At 41.3% G+C, this 24,186-nt stretch carries 25 protein-coding genes, 1 tRNA gene, 1 rRNA gene, 1 pseudogene and 1 other annotated feature; of the genes and pseudogenes, 21 read left to right on the forward strand and 7 right to left on the reverse strand.

Features of this window, described 5'->3' with window-relative positions; genetic code table 11:
• The first annotated feature begins 54 nt into the window (after nucleotides 1-54).
• The 5 genes and pseudogenes from N596_RS08980 to metG form a co-directional block, all read left to right on the forward strand.
• The gene (locus tag N596_RS08980) at nucleotides 55-1,554 is read left to right on the forward strand and encodes an ABC transporter permease (RefSeq protein ID WP_023022220.1); all 1,500 of its coding nucleotides are present in this window, start codon (nucleotides 55-57) and stop codon (nucleotides 1,552-1,554) included.
• Complete coding sequence (oppC, locus tag N596_RS08985; RefSeq protein ID WP_023022222.1) at nucleotides 1,554-2,480, forward strand: oligopeptide ABC transporter permease OppC; 927 nt, start codon at nucleotides 1,554-1,556, stop codon at nucleotides 2,478-2,480. Before N596_RS08980 ends, oppC begins: the two co-directional genes overlap by 1 nt.
• An 11-nt stretch (nucleotides 2,481-2,491) precedes the next feature.
• Complete coding sequence (locus N596_RS08990; RefSeq protein ID WP_023022224.1) at nucleotides 2,492-3,559, forward strand: ABC transporter ATP-binding protein; 1,068 nt, start codon at nucleotides 2,492-2,494, stop codon at nucleotides 3,557-3,559.
• 9 nt (nucleotides 3,560-3,568) lie between these two features.
• A complete protein-coding gene (locus tag N596_RS08995) occupies nucleotides 3,569-4,492 on the forward strand; it encodes an ATP-binding cassette domain-containing protein (RefSeq protein ID WP_023022226.1) in 924 nt (307 codons plus the stop codon).
• 100 nt (nucleotides 4,493-4,592) lie between these two features.
• Nucleotides 4,593-4,970: pseudogene (gene metG, locus N596_RS09000) on the forward strand (methionine--tRNA ligase subunit beta); the annotation flags it as partial.
• Between the two features lie 216 nt (nucleotides 4,971-5,186).
• Here metG and N596_RS09005 read toward each other — a convergent pair.
• On the reverse strand, nucleotides 5,187-5,393 hold the full coding sequence (locus N596_RS09005; RefSeq protein WP_003006064.1) for a helix-turn-helix domain-containing protein: 207 nt from the start codon (nucleotides 5,391-5,393) through the stop codon (nucleotides 5,187-5,189).
• A gap of 10 nt (nucleotides 5,394-5,403) precedes the next feature.
• Nucleotides 5,404-5,925 carry a DUF2975 domain-containing protein gene (locus tag N596_RS09010; protein WP_023022517.1) on the reverse strand — a complete coding sequence of 174 codons (522 nt, stop codon included), beginning with the start codon at nucleotides 5,923-5,925 and terminating at the stop codon, nucleotides 5,404-5,406.
• 175 nt (nucleotides 5,926-6,100) lie between these two features.
• Between N596_RS09010 and N596_RS09015 the strand changes: the two genes are divergently transcribed.
• Nucleotides 6,101-6,643 (forward strand): hypothetical protein, encoded by a 543-nt coding sequence (locus N596_RS09015; protein WP_023027530.1) that lies wholly within the window; start codon nucleotides 6,101-6,103, stop codon nucleotides 6,641-6,643.
• Between the two features lie 63 nt (nucleotides 6,644-6,706).
• On the opposite strand, the gene N596_RS09020 is transcribed toward N596_RS09015, so the two are convergent.
• Nucleotides 6,707-7,990, reverse strand: coding sequence for a M20 family metallopeptidase (locus N596_RS09020; protein ID WP_444547697.1), 1,284 nt, complete (start codon nucleotides 7,988-7,990; stop codon nucleotides 6,707-6,709).
• Nucleotides 7,990-8,754, forward strand: a sequence feature (23S ribosomal RNA rRNA prediction is too short). (Overlaps the previous gene by 1 nt.)
• Nucleotides 8,755-8,846: 92 nt before the next feature.
• Between N596_RS09020 and rrf the strand changes: the two genes are divergently transcribed.
• Both rrf and N596_RS09035 read left to right on the forward strand, forming a co-directional pair.
• A 5S ribosomal RNA gene (rrf, locus tag N596_RS09030) occupies nucleotides 8,847-8,962 on the forward strand.
• 5 nt (nucleotides 8,963-8,967) lie between these two features.
• Nucleotides 8,968-9,041, forward strand: a tRNA-Asn gene (locus N596_RS09035).
• 72 nt (nucleotides 9,042-9,113) lie between these two features.
• Here the strand turns inward: N596_RS09035 and N596_RS09040 are convergent.
• The gene (locus N596_RS09040) at nucleotides 9,114-10,463 is read right to left on the reverse strand and encodes an aspartate kinase (protein ID WP_023022228.1); all 1,350 of its coding nucleotides are present in this window, start codon (nucleotides 10,461-10,463) and stop codon (nucleotides 9,114-9,116) included.
• 213 nt (nucleotides 10,464-10,676) lie between these two features.
• Here N596_RS09040 and N596_RS09045 point away from each other — a divergent pair, with 213 nt between their 5' ends.
• The 13 genes from N596_RS09045 (at nucleotide 10,677) to N596_RS09105 (ending at nucleotide 21,274) form a co-directional block, all read left to right on the forward strand.
• Nucleotides 10,677-11,468, forward strand: a complete 792-nt coding sequence (locus N596_RS09045) for an enoyl-CoA hydratase (RefSeq protein ID WP_023027702.1) — start codon at nucleotides 10,677-10,679, stop codon at nucleotides 11,466-11,468.
• A 98-nt stretch (nucleotides 11,469-11,566) separates the two neighbouring features.
• Nucleotides 11,567-12,001, forward strand: coding sequence for a fatty acid biosynthesis transcriptional regulator FabT (gene fabT, locus N596_RS09050; RefSeq protein ID WP_006597415.1), 435 nt, complete (start codon nucleotides 11,567-11,569; stop codon nucleotides 11,999-12,001).
• A complete protein-coding gene (locus N596_RS09055) occupies nucleotides 12,001-12,975 on the forward strand; it encodes a beta-ketoacyl-ACP synthase III (protein WP_023027703.1) in 975 nt (324 codons plus the stop codon). Before fabT ends, N596_RS09055 begins: the two co-directional genes overlap by 1 nt.
• Before the next feature lie 55 nt (nucleotides 12,976-13,030).
• Nucleotides 13,031-13,255: an acyl carrier protein gene (locus N596_RS09060; RefSeq protein WP_003003892.1), complete on the forward strand. Its 225-nt coding sequence runs from the start codon at nucleotides 13,031-13,033 to the stop codon at nucleotides 13,253-13,255.
• A gap of 110 nt (nucleotides 13,256-13,365) precedes the next feature.
• Nucleotides 13,366-14,331: an enoyl-[acyl-carrier-protein] reductase FabK gene (gene fabK, locus N596_RS09065; protein WP_023027704.1), complete on the forward strand. Its 966-nt coding sequence runs from the start codon at nucleotides 13,366-13,368 to the stop codon at nucleotides 14,329-14,331.
• Between the two features lie 24 nt (nucleotides 14,332-14,355).
• Nucleotides 14,356-15,276 (forward strand): ACP S-malonyltransferase, encoded by a 921-nt coding sequence (fabD, locus tag N596_RS09070; RefSeq protein WP_023027705.1) that lies wholly within the window; start codon nucleotides 14,356-14,358, stop codon nucleotides 15,274-15,276.
• A gap of 12 nt (nucleotides 15,277-15,288) precedes the next feature.
• On the forward strand, nucleotides 15,289-16,023 hold the full coding sequence (fabG, locus tag N596_RS09075; protein WP_006596905.1) for a 3-oxoacyl-[acyl-carrier-protein] reductase: 735 nt from the start codon (nucleotides 15,289-15,291) through the stop codon (nucleotides 16,021-16,023).
• Nucleotides 16,024-16,041: 18 nt separating this feature from the next.
• Nucleotides 16,042-17,274 carry a beta-ketoacyl-ACP synthase II gene (fabF, locus tag N596_RS09080; protein WP_023022242.1) on the forward strand — a complete coding sequence of 411 codons (1,233 nt, stop codon included), beginning with the start codon at nucleotides 16,042-16,044 and terminating at the stop codon, nucleotides 17,272-17,274.
• A gap of 1 nt (nucleotide 17,275) precedes the next feature.
• Nucleotides 17,276-17,758, forward strand: a complete 483-nt coding sequence (gene accB / locus N596_RS09085) for an acetyl-CoA carboxylase biotin carboxyl carrier protein (RefSeq protein ID WP_023027706.1) — start codon at nucleotides 17,276-17,278, stop codon at nucleotides 17,756-17,758.
• Nucleotides 17,755-18,177, forward strand: a complete 423-nt coding sequence (fabZ, locus tag N596_RS09090; RefSeq protein WP_006596902.1) for a 3-hydroxyacyl-ACP dehydratase FabZ — start codon at nucleotides 17,755-17,757, stop codon at nucleotides 18,175-18,177. The genes accB and fabZ overlap by 4 nt, the downstream gene beginning before the upstream one ends.
• Before the next feature lie 10 nt (nucleotides 18,178-18,187).
• Nucleotides 18,188-19,555, forward strand: coding sequence for an acetyl-CoA carboxylase biotin carboxylase subunit (locus N596_RS09095; RefSeq protein WP_023027707.1), 1,368 nt, complete (start codon nucleotides 18,188-18,190; stop codon nucleotides 19,553-19,555).
• Between the two features lie 88 nt (nucleotides 19,556-19,643).
• Nucleotides 19,644-20,504 (forward strand): acetyl-CoA carboxylase, carboxyltransferase subunit beta, encoded by an 861-nt coding sequence (accD, locus tag N596_RS09100; protein ID WP_042361364.1) that lies wholly within the window; start codon nucleotides 19,644-19,646, stop codon nucleotides 20,502-20,504.
• Nucleotides 20,504-21,274, forward strand: a complete 771-nt coding sequence (locus N596_RS09105; protein WP_023022250.1) for an acetyl-CoA carboxylase carboxyl transferase subunit alpha — start codon at nucleotides 20,504-20,506, stop codon at nucleotides 21,272-21,274. Before accD ends, N596_RS09105 begins: the two co-directional genes overlap by 1 nt.
• Before the next feature lie 45 nt (nucleotides 21,275-21,319).
• Here the strand turns inward: N596_RS09105 and serS are convergent, their stop codons facing one another.
• From serS to N596_RS09120, 3 genes are all read right to left on the reverse strand, one after another.
• Entirely contained in the window at nucleotides 21,320-22,597 is a 1,278-nt protein-coding gene (gene serS, locus N596_RS09110; RefSeq protein ID WP_023022252.1) for a serine--tRNA ligase, read from the reverse strand.
• Nucleotides 22,598-22,814: 217 nt separating this feature from the next.
• Nucleotides 22,815-23,183, reverse strand: coding sequence for a DUF956 family protein (locus tag N596_RS09115; RefSeq protein WP_023022254.1), 369 nt, complete (start codon nucleotides 23,181-23,183; stop codon nucleotides 22,815-22,817).
• A gap of 78 nt (nucleotides 23,184-23,261) precedes the next feature.
• Nucleotides 23,262-24,173, reverse strand: coding sequence for a PTS system mannose/fructose/sorbose family transporter subunit IID (locus N596_RS09120; RefSeq protein WP_023022256.1), 912 nt, complete (start codon nucleotides 24,171-24,173; stop codon nucleotides 23,262-23,264).
• Nucleotides 24,174-24,186: the final 13 nt, after the last annotated feature.

The raw sequence follows: 24,186 nt of genomic DNA on the forward strand, positions 1-24,186 counted from the left end.
CAGAACTTTCTCTAATAGGGGAGAAAGTTCTTTTGAACATTAAAGGAACGGAATATGAAAAAATATATATTTATGCGTATTTTACGTTCGTTGGTGTCGATCTTTTTGGTTACGACATTGACGTATACAATTATTTATACGCTAACCCCAAGAAATTTAATTTTCAAAAACGACCCTAACTATAACAAGATTGCGAAAACAAAAGACTCTAAAATCAATTATGAAAATACAGTCTATGATCGCATGGGGTATATAGAATATCTTGATTCAAAAGCTTTGAAAGAAAAAGCAAGCAAGGAAGACTCATCAGTAACAGTAGAGCCTACTAAAGAAAACGAGAAGATCTACAAAAAGTACATTTCTAACCTTGGAAATGGCTGGGTATTGAAACGTTTCCCTGAAAACAAAGGTTTTTACGCTACTCGTGAAGTCCCTGTCTTTGAACGTGTTATTGGATTCTATGGTAATCTGATTCAGATTGACCATCCAAATGTCATCAAAGATGCTTCTAATCCAAAACTTGAACGCTATATTCGAATTGAAAATGACCCAGCTATTGGTTGGTCAGTAGTTGGTTCGGGGACTAAACATAAATATCTTTTGTATTTCAATGGTCAATTCCCGTTCATTCATCAAAATTTTGTATCCTTAAACTTGGGTGAATCTTACCCAACTTATTCAAATACACCTGTTCTTCAGGTTATTACACAAGGACAAGGTACAACTAAGAAGAGTGAAGTAAACTTCCCAACAGGAAAAAAAGAATCTTCTATCAATATCTACTCTCGTACATACAAATCACCAAGCAAGGCAGATGCTCAAGATATCGCCCGCTTTGGTAAAGGAGATGCTTATACAGCAACATTGAGCAACTATGAAAATCCATCCATGATTGTGAGCTCAGCCATTATCGGTTTAATCGGGATTGCGATTGCCTACTTGATTGCTATTCCTTTAGGATCTTATATGGCCTTGTTGAAGAATACTTGGTTTGATAGTGCATCTACGGCAACTTTAACATTTATGATGTCATTGCCGACGATTGCCTTGGTTTACATCGTTCGCTTGGCTGGCTCTTCTATCGGCTTACCAGATTCCTTCCCAGTGTTAGGGGCTCAGGATTGGCGCTCTTATGTACTACCTTCTGTGATTTTGGGTCTCTTGAGTGCACCAGGATTGGCAGTTTGGATTCGCCGTTACATGATCGACTTGCATTCTCAAGACTTTGTCCGTTTTGCACGTGCCAAAGGGCTTTCTGAGAAAGAAATTTCCCGCAAACATATCTTCAAAAACGCCATGGTTCCGATCGTTACAGGGATTCCTGTTCAATTGGTTCTAGTCATTTCAGGGGCAACTTTGACAGAAACTGTCTTTGCCTTCCCTGGTATGGGTAAAATGTTGATTGATTCTATCAAGGCATCCAATAATACCATGGTAGTTGGTCTTGTCTTCATCTTTACTGTTCTTGCTGTATTTGGAGCAATGGCTGGAGATATCCTTATGGTTATGGTAGACCCTCGTATCAAACTAACAACTAAGAAAGGAGGCAAATAATGTCTACAATCGATAAGAAGAAATTCCAATTTGTGGAACGTGATGATTTTGCCTCTGAGACAATTGATGCGCCGTCTTACTCCTATTGGAAATCCGTATTCCGTCAATTCTTCAAAAAGAAATCAACCATTTTGATGTTAGCCGTTTTGGTTGCTATTCTCTTAATGAGTTTTGTATACCCAATGTTTTCAAACTTTGATTACAATGATGTAAGTAAAGTAAATGACTTTACTGCCCGTTTGAATCCGCCAAGCACCAAGGCCTTCTTTGGTACGGATAACAATGGTAAATCCTTGTTTGATGGAGTTTGGTTTGGTGCCCGCAATTCGATTATCATCTCCTTTATTGCTACCTTGATCAACGTTGTGATTGGAGTAGTGATCGGCGGGATTTGGGGTGTGTCAAAATCAATCGACCGCTTCATGATGGAAGTTTATAACGTTATTTCAAATGTTCCATTCATGTTGATTGTTATTGTCTTGACTTACTCAATTGGTGCTGGTTTCTGGAACTTGATTTTGGCGATGACAGTGACAGGATGGATTGGGATTGCTTACTCTATCCGTGTCCAAATTATGCGTTACCGCGATTTAGAGTACAACTTGGCCAGTCGCACCTTGGGTACACCAACCCTTAAAATTGTGACGAAAAATATTTTGCCACAGTTGGTTTCTGTTATTGTGACGACAACTACACAATTGTTGCCAGCCTTTATTTCGACTGAGGCCTTCCTTTCCTTCTTTGGATTGGGATTGCCGATTACAGTTCCAAGTTTAGGTCGTCTTATTTCAGACTACTCACAAAACGTAACAACCAATGCGTATCTTTTCTGGATTCCATTGACAGTCTTAGTCTTGGTATCCTTGTCATTCTATATCGTTGGACAAAATCTTGCAGACGCCAGCGATCCACGTACACATAGATAGGAGGAGTAGATATGACAAATGATAAAAATGTAATCTTATCTGCTCGCGATATCGTAGTAGAATTTGATGTTCGGGATCGTGTCTTAACAGCTATTCGCAATGTCTCTTTGGATCTTGTTGAAGGAGAGGTCATGGCGCTTGTTGGTGAATCAGGTTCTGGTAAATCTGTTTTGACAAAAACTTTTACAGGAATGTTAGAAGAAAACGGACGAATTGCCAATGGGACCATTAATTATCGCGGGCAAGAATTAACAGAACTCAAGTCAAACAAAGATTGGGAAGAAATTCGTGGTGCAAAAATTGCAACGATCTTCCAAGACCCAATGACCAGTTTGGACCCGATTAATACAATCGGATCACAAATTACAGAGGTTATTATTAAACACCAAGGCAAGAGTGCAAAAGAAGCCAGAGAAATGGCTATTGACTATATGGAAAAGGTGGGAATCCCGGAAGCAGAACGTCGCTTTGATGAATATCCTTTCCAATATTCAGGTGGGATGCGCCAACGGATCGTTATTGCTATTGCGCTTGCTTGCCGTCCTGATATCTTGATCTGTGACGAGCCTACAACGGCCCTCGACGTAACTATTCAAGCCCAAATCATTGACTTGTTGAAATCATTACAAAAAGAATATAACTTTACAACAATATTTATCACCCATGATTTGGGTGTGGTGGCAAGTATTGCAGATAAGGTTGCCGTAATGTATGCTGGTGAAATTGTAGAATTTGGTAAAGTAGAAGAAATTTTCTATGACCCAAGACATCCTTATACATGGAGTCTTCTTTCAAGTTTGCCACAGTTGTCTACTTCTAAGGGTGATTTATTTTCTATCCCAGGGACTCCTCCATCATTGTACTCACCGGTAAAAGGGGATGCCTTTGCTTTGCGCTCAGACTATGCCATGCAAATTGATTTTGAGGAACATCCACCAGTTTTCAAAGTTTCAGATACACATTGGGCTAAAACGTGGCTCTTGCATGAAGATGCACCAAAAGTCAATAAACCAGAAATTATTGATAATCTTCATGAAAAAATAAGTGCAAAAATGGGATTCACTACAATCAAGGACTAGGAGAAGGAAATGACAGAAAAATTAATAGAAGTTAAAGATCTAGAAATTTCCTTCGGTGAAGGAAGTAAAAAATTTGTAGCCGTAAAGAATGCAAATTTCTTCATCAATAAAGGGGAAACATTTTCCCTCGTTGGTGAGTCAGGTAGTGGGAAGACAACAATTGGTCGAGCAATCATTGGTTTGAATGACACTAGTGCAGGTGACATCTTATATGATGGTAAAAAGATCAATGGGAAGCAAAATCGCAAGGATGAAAATGAATTAATCCGAAAGATTCAAATGATCTTCCAAGACCCAGCAGCTAGCTTGAATGAGCGTGCAACAGTCGACTACATTATTTCAGAAGGTTTGTACAATTATCATCTATTCGAAAATGAAGAAGACCGAGTACGTAAAGTAAAAGAGATTATGCATGAAGTGGGTCTTCTAGCAGAACATTTGACTCGTTATCCCCATGAATTCTCTGGTGGACAACGCCAGCGGATTGGTATCGCTCGTGCCTTGGTAATGGAGCCAGAATTTGTTATTGCAGATGAACCAATTTCTGCCCTAGACGTATCAGTTCGTGCACAAGTATTGAACCTCCTGAAGAAATTCCAAAAAGAGTTGGGCTTGACTTATCTCTTTATAGCACACGATCTTTCAGTAGTTCGTTTTATCTCTGATCGTATTGCGGTTATTTACAAAGGTGTTATTGTAGAAGTAGCTGAAACGGAAGAATTGTTTAACAACCCAATTCATCCTTATACACAATCTCTACTATCGGCAGTTCCGATTCCAGATCCAATTCTAGAACGCAAAAAAGTTCTGAAAGTTTATGATCCTGATCAGCATGATTATTCAACCGACAAACCAGAAATGGTTGAAATCAAGCCAGGACATTACGTTTGGGCAAATAAAGCAGAACAGAAAAAATATAAAGAACTTGTATAATCATAAGAAAACGAGAAGAATCCACTTCTCGTTTTCTATTTTTTTAAAAAAAGAAAAACTTTTTTTAAAAAAATAGAAAAAAGATATTGACAAGATTTAAGAAAAAGAATGGATTCCAGAAGAAGTGGAACTCAAGTCTGAAAAAGATGAGATTAAATTTGAAGACTTTGACAAGGTCGAAATCCGTGTGGCAGAGGTCAAAGAAGTTGAACGCGTCGAAGGATCTGACAAATTGCTTCGCTTCCGCCTAGATGCAGGAGATGGCGAAGACCGTCAAATCCTCTCTGGTATCGCAAAATTCTATCCAAATGAACAAGAATTGGTCGGCAAGAAACTCCAAATCGTGGCCAACCTCAAACCACGTAAGATGATGAAGAAATATGTCAGCCAAGGCATGATTCTTTCTGCAGAACACGGGGATCAATTAACAGTCTTAACCGTTGATCCATCTGTGCTAAATGGCAGCATCATTGGCTAAACTGATGATTGTATACTAAAAGCACTCCCGCGGGAGTGCTTTTGTTGTATCGCTATAGTTTTCATCAGTGAGAAAAGAGTCTGAAACAGTTTCGTTTCAGACTCTCGGAAGATTTGAGACAGTAGGCTCAAATTTTAGGTATGGAATCCCAGAGGGATTCGCTACCGTCCGTCCTCACCTAAGGAAAGTCTCCAATTACTTTTCTTAAGATATTTCCTATTCATCTGGCCGGTATTCCAGGATATCTCCGGGCTGGCAGTCCAGTTCTTTGCAGATAGCTTCAAGGGTGGTGAAGCGGATAGCTTTGGCCTTGCCTGTCTTAAGGATGGAGAGGTTGGCGGTAGTGATGCCGATTTTGTCAGCTAGCTCATTGGATTTCATCTTTCGCTTGGCCAGCATGACATCTAGATTGACGATAATCATGGTCCCCTCCTTAAATGGTCAGCTCATTTTCTTCAGCGATCGCAATTCCTCTCTCTAAAATCTTGCCAAGGACCCAGACAATTGGGACAGCGAGGAGGAGTCCCGTATTAAAGGTCAATTGGAAGGTAAAGGGAAGGAGATAAACGTCGCCACTGGTTTCAAGTGTACCAGACATAAAGGACAAGACCAATAAGATCTTCCAAGCTCGGTTGCAAAGATCAATGTTGGAGTGAGAAAAGATCTTTTCTTGGTAGAGATTTTGGAGGAAGCTACGAATGGTGATGAGAAGAAGAATATAAATAGCACTTGAGGCTAGTGGGAAGAGCAACTGCCATAGGGGTTGCAGATGTTTTGGGAAAAGCTGGATGCCATTCACCTCAAAGGACAAGCGCCCAGATTGAACGAGATCCTTAAACACACCCATCCGTGAAAGCAGGTGGATGACCAGTGCTGCCACAGTCATAAAGCCACAGAAGTAAATGAAAGCCGTTAAGACTTCAATAACATTTTTTAAGGTTTTTGAGTTTTTCATCGCAAGCCTCCTTAAAGTTTATTTATTATTTACTTATAGTATACTCTTTATAAAAAATAAGTCAATAAAAAAGTATCGAAAAACGATAAAAAATTTATGAAATTCGGTCAAAGTTTGCTTTAAATAGAATTTAAGGTATACTAATAGGTAACTACCATTTCAAGGAGGTATTGAAATGATCAAAAAGTTAGATAAGAAATATCTTTGGATGATCATCGCTTTTGTGAGTGCAGTGGTTCTAATTGGAGGAGTCTATCTCTACTCTAGCTCCAATATCCAACCGGATCATCAAAAAGAGTTCAACCAGACCTCGAAGACCTCGTCCTCATCTAAGGAAAAAGCCATCGATTTGTCTGGTGAATATGTCTCTAGCGCGCGTGATAAGGCCAAGATACAGAAAGATGGGAAATCTTGGAAAATTGATTATCAAACAGATGATGGTGCTGTTTCAGCAACGTTCTCAACGGATTTCAAAGTAGAAGGTGCCAATAAAGTTTCTACTAGTCAGATGAAAAAGTCTGATGGAAATACTGATTTCACCGTCACTGTGCGTATCTTTAAATACCAATCAGATAAGGATCCCCTCATTACGGTAACTATGTCAGATAAAGACCCCGATCATGAGATGGTCTTTGCCAATCGGAAGGATTTCTTCAAGTCGACGAATCCAGATGATGCGGTATTGGATGGGGATTTGACAACCTTCTCAGGAAGTTAGATTTTTTCTGTCTAACTTTTGGGGTGCAGTTCACTGACCATCTAAGCTTTTTTCAAATCTATATTAGACTTCTTTGCCTGCTAACCGTCGAATGGTCTCGGCATAAATTTCCATTGCACGATACAAATCATCCAGTTTGGCTCGTTCATTCGCCTGGTGCTCTGTTTGGAGAGCATCAGGGAAGAGGGCCCCATAAGCCACACAATTTTCCATGGTTCGAGCAAAAGTAGCTCCTCCTGAGGACATAGCTGGAGTCTGATCCCCCGTTTCTTCTTGGTAGACCGCCATCAGAGTACTCACCAACGGACTATCTAATGGAACGTACAGGGGAGCTACATAATCAAACTCTTCATACTGAAGTTGATAGCTAGCTGCCACTTCAGTTAATCGCTCTACTAAAGCATCCTTATCTGCTAGGACAGGGATCCGAATATCAATCCCGATTTCAGATTGCTCTTCATCAATAGAGAGGGTCGCAATATTGAAGGAAAGAGCACCACTTGGTTCATCTTTGATTTCACCAAAGAGAGCTGCTCCTATCGCATCTTCCCCAACAGCATCTGCTATAAAGAGAAGGGCTGGATGAGGCTGGATCAAGGAAAGACTTTCCGCTAAGCCGACAATAGCATTGACACCCTCAGCCGCATCCTTGGAGTGTTTAGACAGTCCAAGAACGGTTACTGCTCCAGTTTCTTCTGTATAGTTCACACCACTTTGCTCGATCACTGGTAAAAGTTCCTCTAAGCGTTCCCCTTTATAAGTTGCCTTATCTGGTACCACGTTAAGGGCACGACCAGCTTGTAAAGGACGATCCTCCCAGCCTGGTCCATGGAGCTTCACTTGAAGCAAGCCTTTTTCAGCATAGGTTAATGGGAAGGACGAATCTGGAGCAAAGCCAAGATCTGCTTTTTCTTCTAGCTGATTGTAGCGGTTCATACAGCGCCAGAGAGTTTCCTCGTCCGTACCAAATATAAAGCGAATCCGTTTGGTAAATACAAGTCCTTGGTCAAGCAGACTCTTAACTGCGTAAAGGGCCGCAAGGGATGGCCCCTTGTCATCTTGTACTCCACGTCCGATCAACCATCCATCTTTCAGAGTCGCCTCAAAAGGTGGCGTCTGCCAATCTTCTAAATCACCGGCTGGAACAACATCCAAGTGACAAAGAACGGCCAGGAGTTCTTCCCCCTGACCGATCTCTGCATATCCATAGTATCCTTCAGGATCTAGATAGGTTTGAAAGCCCATTTCTTGAGCAATTTCTAACGTTTTCTCAAGGACATCTTGGATAGCTTGTCCAAACGGTGTTCCATTTTCGCCTTCGTTTAAAACCGAAGGATAAGAAATGATGGTTTGAAGAGAGGTTAAAAACTGCTCTTTTACATCGTCCTTTATTCTATTTTTCATGAAACACCTACTTTATTCTATTGTAAGAATGGAACCACAGTTCCTAGTAGAAGAAGGGCAGTTTGACTGGGGCGGTCGCCTCCTAAAAGGTAACGGAGGCGCCCAAAGGTTCCCTCAGAATGGTTGGAAATCATTCGCAGAGTGTAAAGGTATAAGGGAGCTTGACTGCGAGAGCTACAACTCGAGCAGGGACGAAAGTCGGGCTTAGTGATCCGGTGGTTCCGTATGGAAGGGCCATCGCTCAACGGATAAAAGCTACCCTGGGGATAACAGGCTTATCTCCCCCAAGAGTTCACATCGACGGGGAGGTTTGGCACCTCGATGTCGGCTCGTCGCATCCTGGGGCTGTAGTCGGTCCCAAGGGTTGGGCTGTTCGCCCATTAAAGCGGCACGCGAGCTGGGTTCAGAACGTCGTGAGACAGTTCGGTCCCTATCCGTCGCGGGCGTAGGAAATTTGAGAGGATCTGCTCCTAGTACGAGAGGACCAGAGTGGACTTACCGCTGGTGTACCAGTTGTCTCGCCAGAGGCATCGCTGGGTAGCTATGTAGGGAAGGGATAAACGCTGAAAGCATCTAAGTGTGAAACCCACCTCAAGATGAGATTTCCCATAACTATATGTTAGTAAGAGCCCTGAGAGAAGATCAGGTAGATAGGTTAGGAGTGGAAGTTGTGTGAGCAATGGAGCGGACTAATACTAATAGCTCGAGGACTTATCCAAAAAGTAACTGAGGATATTTACAGCCGTTTAGATTTTTGTTAGAATATAGGTATTCAATTTTGAATGTTCATCATTCAGAGTTAAGTGACGATAGCCTAGGAGATACACCTGTACCCATGCCGAACACAGAAGTTAAGCCCTAGAACGCCGGAAGTAGTTGGGGGTTGCCCCCTGTGAGATATGGTAGTCGCTTAGCTTTTTTCCGCCATAGCTCAGTTGGTAGTAGCGCATGACTGTTAATCATGATGTCGTAGGTTCGAGTCCTACTGGCGGAGTAAGTGCCCGAAAGGGTTTTTTTATTTTTCTTTTTTATTAGATAAGTAAAAAAGGTTCTTTCGAACCTTTTTTTAGTTAAAGAATACATTGTATAGAGCTTTTATGGCTTGTTTTTCTTGTTCTTGATTAACTACAAACATGATAGAAACTTCACTGGATCCTTGGGAAATCATTTGGATATTAATGTTGTTTTCTGATAAAGCTTTCGTAGCTGTTGCAGTTACACCGATCTGATTTTTCATATTTTCTCCTACTATCATGATAATAGAAAGATCATGTTCGATTTCTGCATAGTCCACTTGTAAGTCTTGGATTAAATGTTTTAAGATTTCTTGTTCTTTAATTGGGGTTAGTTCTTTCGAACGTAGAATAACCGATAAATCGTCAATTCCAGTTGGCATGTGATCCCAACTAATATTCAAATCTTCTAAAATTTGTAATAGTTTTCTACCAAAACCGACTTCTCTATTCATTAGGTACTTTGTGGTATTAATGCTGACAAATCCAGAATCTCCTGCTATTCCAACAACTTTAACATTTTCATCGATATGGTTCAGCACAATCTTGGTACCTGGATGTTTTGGATTGTTGGTGTTTTTAATGACCATTGGAATTTTTCCACGATATGCAGGAACAAGTGCTTCATCATGGAGGACACTAAAGCCAGCATAGGCTAATTCCCGCATCTCTTTATAGGTTAATTCAGGAATAGAATGAGGATGTTTAATGATTCCTGGGTGGGCTGCAAAAATACCGTCTACGTCCGTAAAGTTCTCGTAGAGATCTGCTTTAACTCCGGCTGCGATAATGGATCCTGTAATGTCAGATCCTCCTCTTGAGAATGTACATACTTGGTCTTCTTTTGTAATTCCAAAGAATCCTGGGATAACTAAAATCTCATTATGGTTTATCAGTTCTTCAATCTTGTCATAACTAGAAGGGAGAATACGGGCATTGCAAGGTTCACTTGTTACAAAAATACCTGCATTTTTTGGGTGGATATATTTTGCTTCTAAGCCTTTTTTAACAAAGTAGGCTGCAATCAGTTTTGCATTATTGTTTTCTCCAGCTGCCAAGAAGGTATCATATAAGAAGGTGTTATCGGATTTGGGAAGTGTTGCAAGAGACTTGATATCTCTAGAAATCTCTTCAATTATTTCCTCGTCCAAGTCTAACTCCTCTGTAATAGAACGATAGCGATTGATAATCCATTCTTGACTTTGACTAGTATCTTTTCCGTTGGTATATTCTTTGTAATACTTAATGAGGGCATCTGTAACTTTTGTATCCTCAGGATTTCGTTTTCCTGGGGCAGAGACGACAACGTATTTACGGGTTTCATCTTCTTTAACGATATTGAATACTTTTTCTAGCTGGGTAGCAGATGCTAATGAACTACCACCAAATTTAACTACTTTCATGTGGACTCCTTTACACAACTTTCTTTAAATTATACCAAAGATAGGGCCTTGTTACAATCTAAAATAGCACTGTTATCAAGGGAGTCTTTCGGATGAGACACTTTGTTATGAAAATGTAATTTACTTCTCAAAGTAGTTGTGCTAAAATAATATAAAAATAAACAAGTTCAACTATCAAATAATATGAATAGCTAATTAGTAAAGAGGTAGCTTATGGTGTTCGAAACGATTATATTTTCTGTAGAAGAGGATCTCGCATCCATTATTTTAAATAGGCCTGAGGTTTCAAATGGTTTTAACATTCCAATGTGTCAGGAAATTCTTGAAGCATTAGAATTAGCTGAGCAGAACGCAGACGTTCGTTTTATTTTATTTAAAGCAGTCGGAAAGGTTTTTTCAGTCGGTGGTGATCTAGCAGAGATGAAACGGGCTGTCGATGCCGATGATATCGATTCTTTAACGCAAATTGCGGAATTGGTTAATCAAATCTCTAAAAGAATGAAGCAAATTCCAAAACCAGTGATTATGGTTGCAGATGGTGCGGTTGCAGGAGCAACTGCTAATATGGCAGTAGCGGCAGATTTTTGTATTGCGTCTGATAAAGCGAAGTTTATTCAAGCCTTTGTTGGAGTCGGTTTAGCTCCTGATGCAGGTGGTCTTTTCCTTTTAGGAAGAGCGATTGGTTTGAGTAGAGCAACTCAGTTAGCGATGACTGGTGAACCATTAGGTGCTGAAAAGGCTCTGGAATATGGAGTTGTTTATAAGGTTTCTGAAGTAGAAAAATTAGATAAGACTGCCAATCAACTTCTCATGAAGTTAAGACGTAGCTCAGACAATTCTTTTGCTGCGATTAAGGAGTTGGCATGGTCTAGTATGTTGATTGACTGGGATCGCTATGCCGAAATTGAGTTGAAGTTACAAAGAAATCTATCTCTAAAAGAAGACTTCAAAGAGGGAGTGATAGCCTATTCAGAGCGTCGGCGGCCAAAATTTCAAGGAAAATAAAAACGTAAAATTTCTATGTTTTTGTTGTTGAGGCTTGCTATTTGGTTTGAATTTTGATAAAATTCGATTATCAAAGTAATGAATAGGGGGTGTGGTTTTTGAATTTTCAACTAGTCAATGATTATCTTACATCCATTTTTAACAACGTATTAGTCATCGAAGAAACTAGTTTACGTAGCAGTCGATTTAATGATGTTTCTATCAAGGAAATGCACACAATTGATGTGATCGGCTCAACACCAAACGCAACTCCAAGTGATATTTCGCGTTCGTTAATGGTAACGTTAGGTACAGTCACTACCAGTTTAAATAATCTTGAACGAAAAGGTTATATTGAACGAACCAGGTCTGAAGTTGATCGTCGTGTTGTCCATTTGAGTTTGACAAAAAGAGGAAAGCTCTTGTATCGCCTTCACCAACAATTTCACAAGCGGATGGTCAATCAGATTATCGATGGGATGTCTCCAGATGAACGGAAAGTGATGCAAAAAGGTTTGCAGAACCTTTATCGTTTCTTGGAGGAGTTGAAATAATGACTTTTGCAAAAATAAGTCAAGTAGCCCATTATTCGCCTAGCCAAGTGATTTCCAATCAAGATCTTTCTGAACGGATGGATACCAGCGATGAGTGGATTGCAAGTCGGACAGGAATTCGGAAGCGACATATATCCAAGTCGGAATCAACCAGCGATTTAGCTGCGGAAGTAGCTCGTCGCTTACTTAAAAAGAGTGGTTTACATGCGGATCAGTTGGATTTTATCTTTGTTGCAACAATTTCTCCGGATTCTATGATGCCATCTACAGCTGCTCGCGTTCAAGCTAAAATTGGGGCCTCTAGAGCTTTTGTTTTTGATTTGACAGCTGCTTGTAGTGGATTTGTCTTTGCGCTTGCGACTGCTGAAAAGTTTATTCGCTCTGGACAGTACAAACGAGGAATTGTTATCGGAAGTGAAACCTTGTCGAAAGTGATCGATTGGGAAGATCGGACAACAGCAGTCTTATTTGGAGATGGTGCTGGTGGCGTTTTATTGGAAGCTTCCGAGCAACAAACTTTTTTAGCAGAAAGTCTGTTTTCAGATGGTTCCCGTGGAGAGGTTCTTCAATCATCATCTGTTGGTTTATCTTCACCATATTCTGATAAGGAAGAAGATAAAAAATATTTGTCAATGGATGGGAGAGCAGTCTTTGATTTTGCTATTCGGGATGTGGCTAAGAGTATTAAAAATGTGTTAGCAGCTGCTCCAGTGCCTGTTGAGGAGATTGATTATTTTCTTCTGCACCAAGCAAATGACCGTATCTTAGATAAAATGGCTAAGAAAATCGGGGTTGATCGGGAAAAACTTCCTGCAAACATGATGGAATATGGTAACACGAGTGCCGCAAGTATTCCAATTTTATTATCGGAGTGTGTCGACCAAGGACTGATCAAATTGGATGGAAGTCAAACAATTCTTCTGTCTGGATTTGGTGGAGGTTTGACATGGGGCTCACTTCTTGTTACAATCTAGTTAAACATGTGGTAACACATTTTAAAAATTTTTTATTATTTTAAGGAGGCCAATCATGGCAGTATTTGAAAAAGTACAAGAAATTATCGTTGAAGAACTTGGTAAAGAACCATCAGAAGTAACACTTGAGTCTACTTTTGAAGATCTTGAAGCTGATTCATTGGATTTGTTCCAAGTGATTTCAGAAATTGAAGATGCATTCGACATTCAAATTGAAACTGAAGAAGGATTGTCTACTGTAGGTGACCTTGTTGCTTACGTAGAAGAAAAAACTAAATAATAATGGATGAGAGTATCGAAAGATATTCTCTCTTGTTTAGGTAATAGTTTGACGCTCAAAGCAAAGAACCGCTTTCAAACTATTACTTAAGCGAAAATGAGGAAGGTACTATGCAAACACGAATTACAGAATTATTAAACATTAAATATCCAATTTTCCAAGGTGGTATGGCTTGGGTAGCAGATGGAGATCTTGCTGGAGCTGTATCCAATGCAGGTGGTCTTGGGATCATCGGTGGAGGAAATGCACCTAAAGAAGTTGTCAAAGCGAATATTGATCGTGTCAAATCCATTACTGACAAACCTTTTGGAGTGAATATCATGCTCCTCTCTCCTTTTGCAGATGACATTGTTGACTTGGTTATCGAAGAAGGGGTTAAAGTTGTTACCACTGGTGCAGGGAATCCTGGGAAATATATGGATCGTTTCCACGAAGCTGGCATTACCGTTATTCCAGTTGTACCTTCAGTAGCTTTAGCAAAACGGATGGAAAAACTAGGTGCGGATGCTGTGATTGCTGAAGGAATGGAAGCAGGTGGGCATATTGGTAAATTGACTACCATGACCCTGGTTCGTCAAGTGGTCGAAGCTGTTTCTATTCCCGTTATTGGTGCTGGTGGTGTGGCTGATGGTGCTGGAGCAGCTGCAGTCTTCATGCTTGGAGCAGCTGCTGTTCAAGTGGGAACACGATTTGTCGTAGCTAAAGAATCAAATGCTCACCAAAACTTTAAGAATAAAATCTTGAAAGCTAAAGACATTGATACAGTAGTGTCTGCGTCAGTTGTTGGCCATCCAGTTCGTGCGATTAAGAATAAATTGGCTTCTGCCTATAACCAAGCGGAAAAAGATTTCTTGGCAGGTAAGAAGACTCAAGAAGAAATTGAAGAATTAGGAGCAGGTGCTCTTCGCAATGCTGTTGTGGACGGAGACGTTGATAACGGATCTGTGATGGCAGGACAAATTGCAGGTCTCGTAGGTAAAGAAGAAACCTGTGCTGAAATCTTGGAAGATATCTATTTTGGAGCTGCTAAAGTCATTCAGAAAGAAGCAGCTCGCTGGGCAGATGTCAAATTCTAACAAGTAAAGGAAAGGAAGAGGACAGTGACAAAACGTGCTTTCTTATTTGCTGGTCAAGGTGCCCAAAAATTGGGGATGGCTAGTGACTTGTATGCAACTTATCCGATTGTTAAGGAGACATTTGATACTGCAAGTCAGATTTTGGGCTATGATTTACGAGAATTGATTGATTCTGATGAAGACAAGCTCAATCAAACACGCTTTACCCAACCGGCTATTTTGACAACTTCAGTAGCTATTTATCGTCTATTAGCAGAAAAGGGCATGACACCGGATATTGTTGCCGGTCTTTCTCTAGGAGAATATTCTGCTTTGGTTGCTGCAGGTGCTCTTTCTTTTGAAGAAGCAGTCGCTTTGGTAGCCAAGCGGGGTGAATTTATGGAAACAGCTGCGCCTGCTGGAAGCGGGAAGATGGTAGCTGTCATGAATACTGATCCTGCCTTGATTGAAGAAATCTGTCAACAGGCTTCTGAAAAGGGAGTTGTAACACCAGCTAACTACAATACTCCTGCCCAAATTGTGATTGGTGGAGAGGTTGAAGCTGTGGATTATGCAGTTGAACTCTTACAAGAAGCAGGGGCAAAACGGTTGATTCCTCTAAATGTCTCTGGTCCTTTCCATACGGCCTTACTTGCTTCTGCTAGTGAAAAACTAGCGACTGAACTTGAAAAAGTTACTTTTAAGGACTTTAGCTTGCCTTTGGTTGGGAATACAGAAGCAAAGATCATGAAATCAGACGAAATCAAAGCTTTATTAGCTCGCCAGGTGATGGAGCCTGTTCGTTTCTATGATTCGATTGCAACGATTCAAGAGTTTGGAGTAGATGAAGTGATTGAAATTGGTCCAGGTAAGGTCTTGACTGGTTTCTTGAAAAAAATTGATAAAACTCTTCCAACGAAAAATGTTGAGGATCAAGCAAGCCTTGATGCCTTACTGAACGAATAAGATGAGGTGACTATGGAACTGAAGAATAAAAATGTATTTGTTACTGGCTCAAGTCGAGGCATTGGATTGGCTATTGCACATAAATTTGCGTCAAAAGGTGCCAACATTGTCTTAAATAGTCGTGGAGAGCTCCCTGCAGGTCTAGTGGATGAATTTGCCTCATACGGTGTGAAGGTAGTTGGCGTTACTGGGGATGTATCCCAAGCTACGGAAGCGAAACGAATGGTCGCGGAAGCGATTGAAGCACTTGGCTCAGTAGACATCCTTGTTAACAATGCTGGGATTACCAATGATAAGCTCATGTTAAAATTGACGGAAGAAGATTTTGAGCAAGTCTTGAAGGTGAATTTGACTGGTGCTTTTAATATGACACAATCAGTCTTAAAGCCGATGACCAAGGCGCGTGAAGGTGCTATCATTAACATGTCGAGTGTTGTCGGTCTGACAGGAAATGTTGGACAAGCTAACTATGCTGCCTCGAAAGCTGGTTTGATTGGTTTTTCTAAATCGGTAGCGCGTGAAGTAGCTGGTAGAAATGTCCGAGTCAATGTCATTGCGCCGGGCTTCATTGAGTCTGATATGACAGAAGGACTTCCGGAAAAAATTAAAGAAATGTCTCTCGCTCAAATTCCAATGAAACGATTTGGAAATACAGAAGAAGTAGCAGATGTTGCAGTCTTTCTTGCGACTCAAGAATATCTAACAGGGCAAGTCATCGCAATTGATGGTGGCTTAACCATGCAATAAAAAGAGGTAGGTTTTGAAATGAAATTAAATCGTGTTGTTGTAACAGGCTATGGCTTGACATCTCCAATCGGAAACACTCCAGAAGAATTTTGGAATAGCTTAAAAGAAGGAAAAATTGGAATTGGTCCGATTACAAAATTTGACCACAGTGACTTTGCTGTTCATAATGCAGCTGAAATCCAAGATTTCCCATTTGATAAATACTTTATCAAAAAAGATACAAACCGCTTTGACAACTACTCATTATATGCTTTGTATGCCGCTCAAGAAGCTGTGAATCATGCAGGTTTAGATGTAGAAGCTATTGATAAAGATCGTTTTGGTGTCATTGTTGCTTCTGGTATCGGTGGTATCAAAGAAATCGAAGATCAAGTGATTCGCTTGCATGAAAAAGGGCCAAAACGTGTCAAACCAATGACCCTTCCAAAAGCTCTGCCAAATATGGCATCTGGTAATGTTGCTATGCGTTTTGGAGCTAATGGAATTTGTAAATCGATCAATACTGCTTGTGCCTCTTCCAATGATGCGATTGGGGATGCTTTCCGTGCCATTAAATTTGGTTTCCAAGATTTGATGTTGGTAGGTGGTTCAGAAGCTTCTATTACGCCATTTGCAATTGCCGGTTTCCAAGCCCTAACAGCTCTTTCAACAACAGAAGATCCAACTCGTGCTTCTATTCCATTTGATAAAGATCGGAATGGATTTGTAATGGGTGAAGGATCAGGTATGTTGGTACTTGAAAGTTTGGAACACGCTGAAAAACGTGGTGCAACCATTCTTGCTGAAGTGGTGGGCTACGGTAATACCTGTGATGCTTACCATATGACTTCTCCACATCCAGAAGGTCAAGGTGCTATCAAGGCAATGAAGTTGGCTTTGGATGAGGCAGAAATTGAACCAGCTCAAGTTGATTATGTCAACGCCCATGGAACCTCTACTCCAGCAAATGAAAAAGGAGAAAGTGGTGCAATCGTTTCTGTATTTGGTACAGAAGTTCCAGTATCTTCTACAAAATCATTTACAGGTCACCTCTTGGGAGCAGCAGGGGCAGTTGAAGCTATTGCGACAATTGAAGCAATTCGCCATCAATATGTTCCAAAAACTGCTGGAACACAAGAGTTATCAGATTATATTGAAGCCAATGTCATCTTTGGTGAAGGGCAAGAACGTCCGATTTCCTATGCTATTTCCAATACATTTGGATTTGGAGGACACAATGCTGTCTTAGCCTTTAAACGTTGGGAGGGATAAAGTGAATATTCAAGAAATTAAAGACCTAATGAGTCAATTTGACCAATCCAGTCTTCGTGAATTTAGCTATCAAAATGCAACGGATGTGCTATCATTTAGTAAAAATACTGGCAGTGTAGCTAGCTCGCAACCTGCTACGCCAGCTCCTGTAGTTCAGGAAGTGGCGCCCGCTGTTGAAAGCCCTGTTGTTCTCGCAGAAGAACCAGCTGCTCCGTCAGCTCCAGAAGTTGCTCCAACAGTAGCAGCAGAAGGGGAAGTAGTTGAAAGTCCTCTTGTCGGTGTAGCTTATTTAGCTTCAGGTCCAGATAAACCAGCTTTTGTTCAGGTTGGAGATAGCGTTTCAAAAGGCCAAACTTTATTGATTATTGAAGCAATGAAAGTCATGAATGAAGTTCCTGCGCCAAGAGATGGAATCGTCACTGAAATCCTTGTTTCAAATGAAGAAATGGTCGAGTTTGGGAAAGGATTGGTACGGATTAAATGATCGATATTCAAGCTATTAAAGAGGCTCTTCCGCATCGCTATCCGATGTTGTTGGTGGATCGCGTCCTTGAAACAAGTGAGGATACGATTGTAGCCATTAAGAATGTGACGATCAATGAGCCCTTCTTTAATGGGCACTTTCCAAGCTACCCAGTAATGCCAGGTGTCCTCATTATGGAAGCCTTGGCACAAACTGCCGGTGTCTTAGAATTATCCAAACCAGAAAATAAAGGGAAATTAGTCTTTTACGCTGGAATGGATAAGGTTAAATTTAAAAAACAAGTCGTTCCGGGAGATCAGCTCGTGATGACGGCTACCTTTGTCAAGCGTCGTGGTTCGATTGCGGTCGTGGAAGCAAAAGCGGAAGTCGATGGGAAATTAGCTGCTAGCGGGACCCTAACATTTGCAATTGGTAACTAGGGAGGTTTCTATGTTCCGAAAAATTTTAATCGCGAATCGTGGTGAAATTGCGGTCCGGATTATTCGAGCTGCTCGTGAATTAGGAATTGAAACAGTCGCTGTCTATTCAACGGCTGATAAAGAAGCCTTGCATACCTTACTAGCGGATGAAGCAGTTTGTATTGGGCCTGCCAAGTCAACCGAGTCTTATTTGAACATGAATGCTGTTTTATCTGCAGCAGTTTTGACTGGATCAGAAGCGATTCACCCAGGATTTGGATTTTTGAGTGAAAATTCGAAGTTTGCCACCATGTGTGAAGAAGTAGGGATTAAGTTTATTGGACCATCAGGATCTGTTATGGATATGATGGGTGATAAAATTAATGCCCGAGCACAAATGATCAAAGCAGGCGTACCTGTGATTCCAGGATCAGATGGTGAAGTTCATACAGCTGAAGAAGCCTTGGAAGTTGCTGATCGGATTGGCTATCCTGTTATGCTGAAGGCGTCAGCTGGAGGTGGCGGTAAAGGTATCCGTAAAGTAGAACGGGCAGAGGACCTAGTTCCAGCTTTTGAATCTGCTTCGACAGAAGCTAAGGCGGCCTTTGGCAATGGAGCTATGTATCTTGAACGCGTCATCTACCCAGCTCGTCATATTGAGGTTCAAATTTTGGCTGACCAATTTGGACATGTGGTTCATTTGGGTGAACGGGATTGTTCCCTTCAAAGAAACAACCAAAAAGTCCTCGAAGAATCTCCATCCGTAGCAATCGGTAAGACAATTCGAGACCAAATCGGATCTGCAGCTGTCCGCGCGGCAGAATCTGTTGGCTATGAAAATGCTGGGACAATCGAGTTTCTTTACGATGAAGGTAAAGGCGAATTTTACTTCATGGAGATGAATACTCGGGTTCAAGTTGAGCATCCCGTGACAGAATTTGTCACTGGAATTGATATCGTGAAAGAGCAAATTAAGATTGCTGAAGGCCAAGAATTGTCTGTGCGTCAAGAAGATATCCAAATTTCCGGTCATGCCATTGAATGCCGGATCAATGCGGAAAATCCTGCCTTTAACTTTGCACCAAGTCCAGGAAAGATCACCAATCTCTACCTTCCAAGTGGAGGGGTTGGCTTGCGCGTGGATTCTGCAGTCTATCCTGGCTATACGATTCCACCTTACTACGATAGTATGATTGCCAAAATCATTGTCCATGGAGAGAATCGTTTCGATGCCTTGATGAAGATGCAACGCGCCCTCTATGAGTTGGAAATTGACGGTGTAATGACCAACAGTGATTTCCAATTGGATTTGATTTCAGATTCGAATGTGATTGCTGGTGATTACGATACCGCCTTTCTGATGGAAAAATTTTTACCAAATTATCAGAAAAATCAATAAGCATTGAACTTTGTAAATGTGAGATTCATTTTCACAAGGAATGAACGCGCACAATTACAAAGTTCTTTTACCAAGTAAGGAGAAGTTGATGGCTTTATTTTCTAAAAAAGATAAGTACATTCGAATTAATCCCAATCGGTCGGCCATTGAAGCACCTCAGCCGAAACCAGAGGTTCCAGATGAGTTGTTTTCTCAGTGTCCGGGCTGTAAACATACCATTTACCAAAAGGATCTAGGAAGTGAACGTCTGTGTCCTAAGTGTGGCTATACCTTCCGTATTTCTGCTGTAGAACGGCTTCAATTGACGATTGATCCAGGAAGCTTTATTGAACTGTTTACGGGTATTGAGACCAAGGACCCGCTTAAGTTTCCAAACTACAAGAAGAAATTGGCGACTGTTCGTGAATTAACAGGGCTTGATGAGGCTGTGTTAACAGGAACTGCAAAAATCGGGGGCCATAAAGTCGCTCTTGGTATTATGGATTCCAATTTTATCATGGCTTCTATGGGCTCTGTGGTCGGTGAAAAGATTACCCGCCTATTTGAATTGGCGACAGAAGAAAAGCTCCCAGTCGTGCTCTTTACAGCTTCTGGTGGTGCTCGGATGCAAGAAGGAATCGTCAGTTTGATGCAGATGGCTAAAATCTCTGCAGCTGTTCAAAGACACTCAAAAGCAGGCTTGTTTTATCTTACCGTTCTAACAGACCCAACAACAGGAGGGGTAACGGCGTCATTTGCAATGGAAGGGGATATCATCATTGCAGAGAGTCAAGCCCTTGTGGGATTTGCAGGTCGTCGAGTGATCGAGTCAACCGTGCGGGAACAGTTGCCGGATAATTTCCAAAAGGCTGAATTTTTACAAGAGCATGGCTTTGTGGATGTGATTGTCCAGCGTAGTGATATGCGTTCAACAATCGCAGACTTGTTAGCCTTTCATGGAGGGAAGTAATGACAAGAATAACACAAATTATTAAAGAAGCTCGTGACCAAGGACGTTTGACAGCTCTTGATTATGCTCATGGAATTTTTGAAAACTTTATCGAACTACATGGAGATCGGAATTTCCGAGATGACGGTGCAGTGATTGGTGGAATTGGTTGGCTTGGAGATCAAGCGGTAACGGTTGTCGGGATTCAAAAAGGAAAGAATCTTCAGGATAACCTCAGTAGAAACTTTGGTCAACCCCATCCTGAAGGTTATCGAAAAGCTTTGCGTCTGATGAAACAGGCGGAGAAGTTTGGTCGTCCAGTAGTAACCTTCATCAATACCGCGGGTGCTTATCCGGGTGTTGGCGCTGAAGAACGGGGACAGGGTGAGGCTATCGCGCGTAACCTCATGGAAATGAGTGATTTAAAGGTTCCGATTATCGCAATTATCATCGGGGAAGGTGGCTCAGGTGGCGCCCTTGCTCTGGCTGTAGCGGACAAGGTCTGGATGTTGGAGAACTCTATCTATGCCGTCTTGAGTCCAGAAGGATTTGCTTCTATTCTATGGAAAGATGGAAGCCGTGCCATGGAAGCTGCTGAGTTGATGAAGATTACTTCGCATGAGTTGTTAAATATGGATATTGTAGACAAGGTGATTCCGGAGCATGGTTTCTCAAATGGAGAACTACTCGCTCAAGTGAAGAAGGAAATTCAAGCAGAATTGAAGGAACTACAAGCTTTGTCTCTCGAAGATCTGCTAGAGCAACGCTACCAGCGTTTTCGTAAATATTAAAAAAACTGAGCTTGCAGATGCAAGACTCAGTTTTTTATTCTTATCTTATTTTGGTGCAATAACTTCAGCTCCACCCATGTATGGACGAAGGACTTCTGGAATGGTTACAGAACCATCTGCGTTTTGATAGTTTTCAAGAATAGCAGCGACGGTACGTCCAACAGCCAATCCTGAACCATTCAAAGTGTGAAGAAGTTTGACTTTACCATCGGCTTCATCACGGTAGCGGATTTGCGCGCGTCGTGCTTGGAAATCTTCTGTGTTGGAACAGCTTGAGATTTCACGGTAGGTATTTTGTGCTGGGATCCAGACTTCCAAGTCGTAAGTCTTAGCGGCTGAGAAGCCCATATCTCCTGTAGAAAGAGCTACGACACGGTATGGCAAGTTCAACTTTTGAAGGATATTTTCAGCGTTAGCTGTCATCTTTTCCAATTCTTCATATGATTCTTCCGGTTTGGCAAATTTAACCATTTCAACCTTGTGGAATTGGTGCAAACGAATCAAGCCACGTGTATCACGACCAGCAGAACCAGCTTCTGAACGGAAAGATGGGCTCATGGCAGTAAAGTAGATCGGAAGATCCTTCCCATCGATGATTTCATCACGGTAGTAGTTCGTTAGAGGCACTTCAGCGGTTGGAATCAAGACATAGTTAGTGTCGCTGAGTTCAAAAGTATCTTCCTTGAATTTTGGATATTGTCCGGTACCAAACATAGAATCATGGTTAACCATGTAAGGGGTGATGACTTCAGTATAGCCTTCCTTACCGTGCTCATCTAGCATAAAGTTGTAGATAGCACGTTCCAAACGAGCTCCCAGGCCTTTATAGAAGAGGAAGCGGGCACCAGTGACTTTTCCACCACGTTCCCAGTCAAGGATATCTAAGTCTTCCCCAAGATCCCAGTGGGCTTTTGGTTCAAAGTCAAACTCACGAGGAGTTCCCCAACGGCGAACTTCTACGTTATCGTCCTCGTCTGCACCAATAGGAACACTATCAGCTGGGATGTTTGGAAGAGTCGTAGTAAATTCTGTCAATTTAGCATCGATTTCCGCTAATTCTGCATCTAGCGCTTTGACTTCAGCAGATAGGGTTTGCATGGCAGCAATCTTGTCGTCTGCATTTTCCTTGTTGCGTTTGGCTTGAGCAATTTCAGCAGAAACGGTGTTACGCTCTGCCTTGAGGGTTTCAACCTTGACTAAGATGTCACGACGTTTAGCATCGATTTCCTTCATCTCATTTAAGATAGCAGCGTCTACCCCACGTGTCGCCAATTTTTCAGCAACCGTATCAAAATCGGTACGAATTCGTTTAATATCTAACATAGCTTCTCCTTTAACAAAAAACACACCTGTTATAGTGTTGGAGTGGCAGGGCCACGGTTCCATCCAACTTCACAGGTGTGCACTTGATTCAATATTGTATTTTAAAGAAACGGTAGAATTTCAATTAAGGTTTCTATCTGCTCACAGCAACCGCAGACTTTCTGAAAGAGCCTCTTAACTTACTTATCCGTTTTTGTTTATTATACAAGAAAAGAAGCTATTTTGCAAATAGATTTTTTATTTTAGCTGCGATGGTTTGGATCAAGGTCGGCAATTTGACAATTTTATCATTTCCAAGGTGTTCACGGGCAATTTTTAAGATTTTTCCCGAGTCTTTAGAAGCAAACAGGAATTTGCTTTCCTTGGTATAGATTTCAAAATGGCGGCTAATTTTACGCCCGGATACGTTGGCTCCAATCTGTTCGATTTCTTTCCAGGGAATTTGGACGTAGTCTTCTACATTAGCATCTGCATAAAATTCAAAAGCCACGTCTCCAACTAAAATTTTTCCAACCTTTCCTCCCACTCCTAGATAAGAGACTCCTGTGGTATGGAATTCAACGGTTTTATTCTGCGATTGCGCCATTCTTTCCTCCTGATTTCAAGTAATTCTATTATATCATAATAAAAAGAAGGCCGAAACCTTCTTTTTATTGATTTTTGCTTACATCAAGCCAGCAACGTGTGCCAAGACACCGATGACAAAGAGGGCGATAATGATGGTGATAGGAGATACTTTTTTCTTAAGCAACCACATACAAGCAAAAGTAAGAAGTAAGCCCATCAAACCAGGAATCAATGAATCCAAGTTTTGTTGGAAAGTCGTAACTTTTTCCGGTGTTTGAGATAGGCCTGAACCAACTTGAGCGAAGGCTTCTTGGATTCCCTTGTATCCTTCAGGAAGTTTATCCCAGTGGATATAAGCTTTATCGTCTAGCTTAACTGATGAGACATTGAAGATAAATTTAATCGATACCCAACGTTCTACTAAGACAGCGAGGATAAACATCCCAAGGATAGAAGCTCCTTTAGTGATATCTTGCAAGATTCCACCAGACATATCTTTGGTAATTTCAGAACCGGCTTTGTATCCAAGTTCTTGGGTATACCACAAGAAGGACATACGAATTGCGTTCCATGCAAGGAAGAAGATGAGTGGACCAAGGATATTACCAGTCAAGGCAAGAGATGCACCAAGTGCTCCAAGGATCGGACGAACTGTAAACCAGAAGACTGGATCTCCGATACCAGCCAAAGGCCCCATCATACCAATTTTAACCCCTTGGATAGCAGCATCATCAATAGCAGCACCGTTTGCTTTTTCTTCTTCAAGGGCAAGAGTAACCCCGATGATTGGAGCAGCTACGTATGGGTGAGTGTTGAAGAACTCCATGTGACGCTCAAGAGCAGCCGCTTGGTCTTCTTTCTTGGTGTAGAGTTTTTTGATAGCTGGGATCAATGAGTAAGCCCAACCCAAGTTTTGCATCCGTTCGTAGTTCCAAGAACCTTGCAAGAAGGTTGAACGCCACCAAACTTTTTGACGATCTGATTTAGATAATTGTAATTTTTCAGTCATGATAGTGTCACAC

This window comes from Streptococcus ilei (genome assembly GCF_000479335.1).
In the GTDB taxonomy this organism is placed as follows: domain Bacteria; phylum Bacillota; class Bacilli; order Lactobacillales; family Streptococcaceae; genus Streptococcus; species Streptococcus ilei.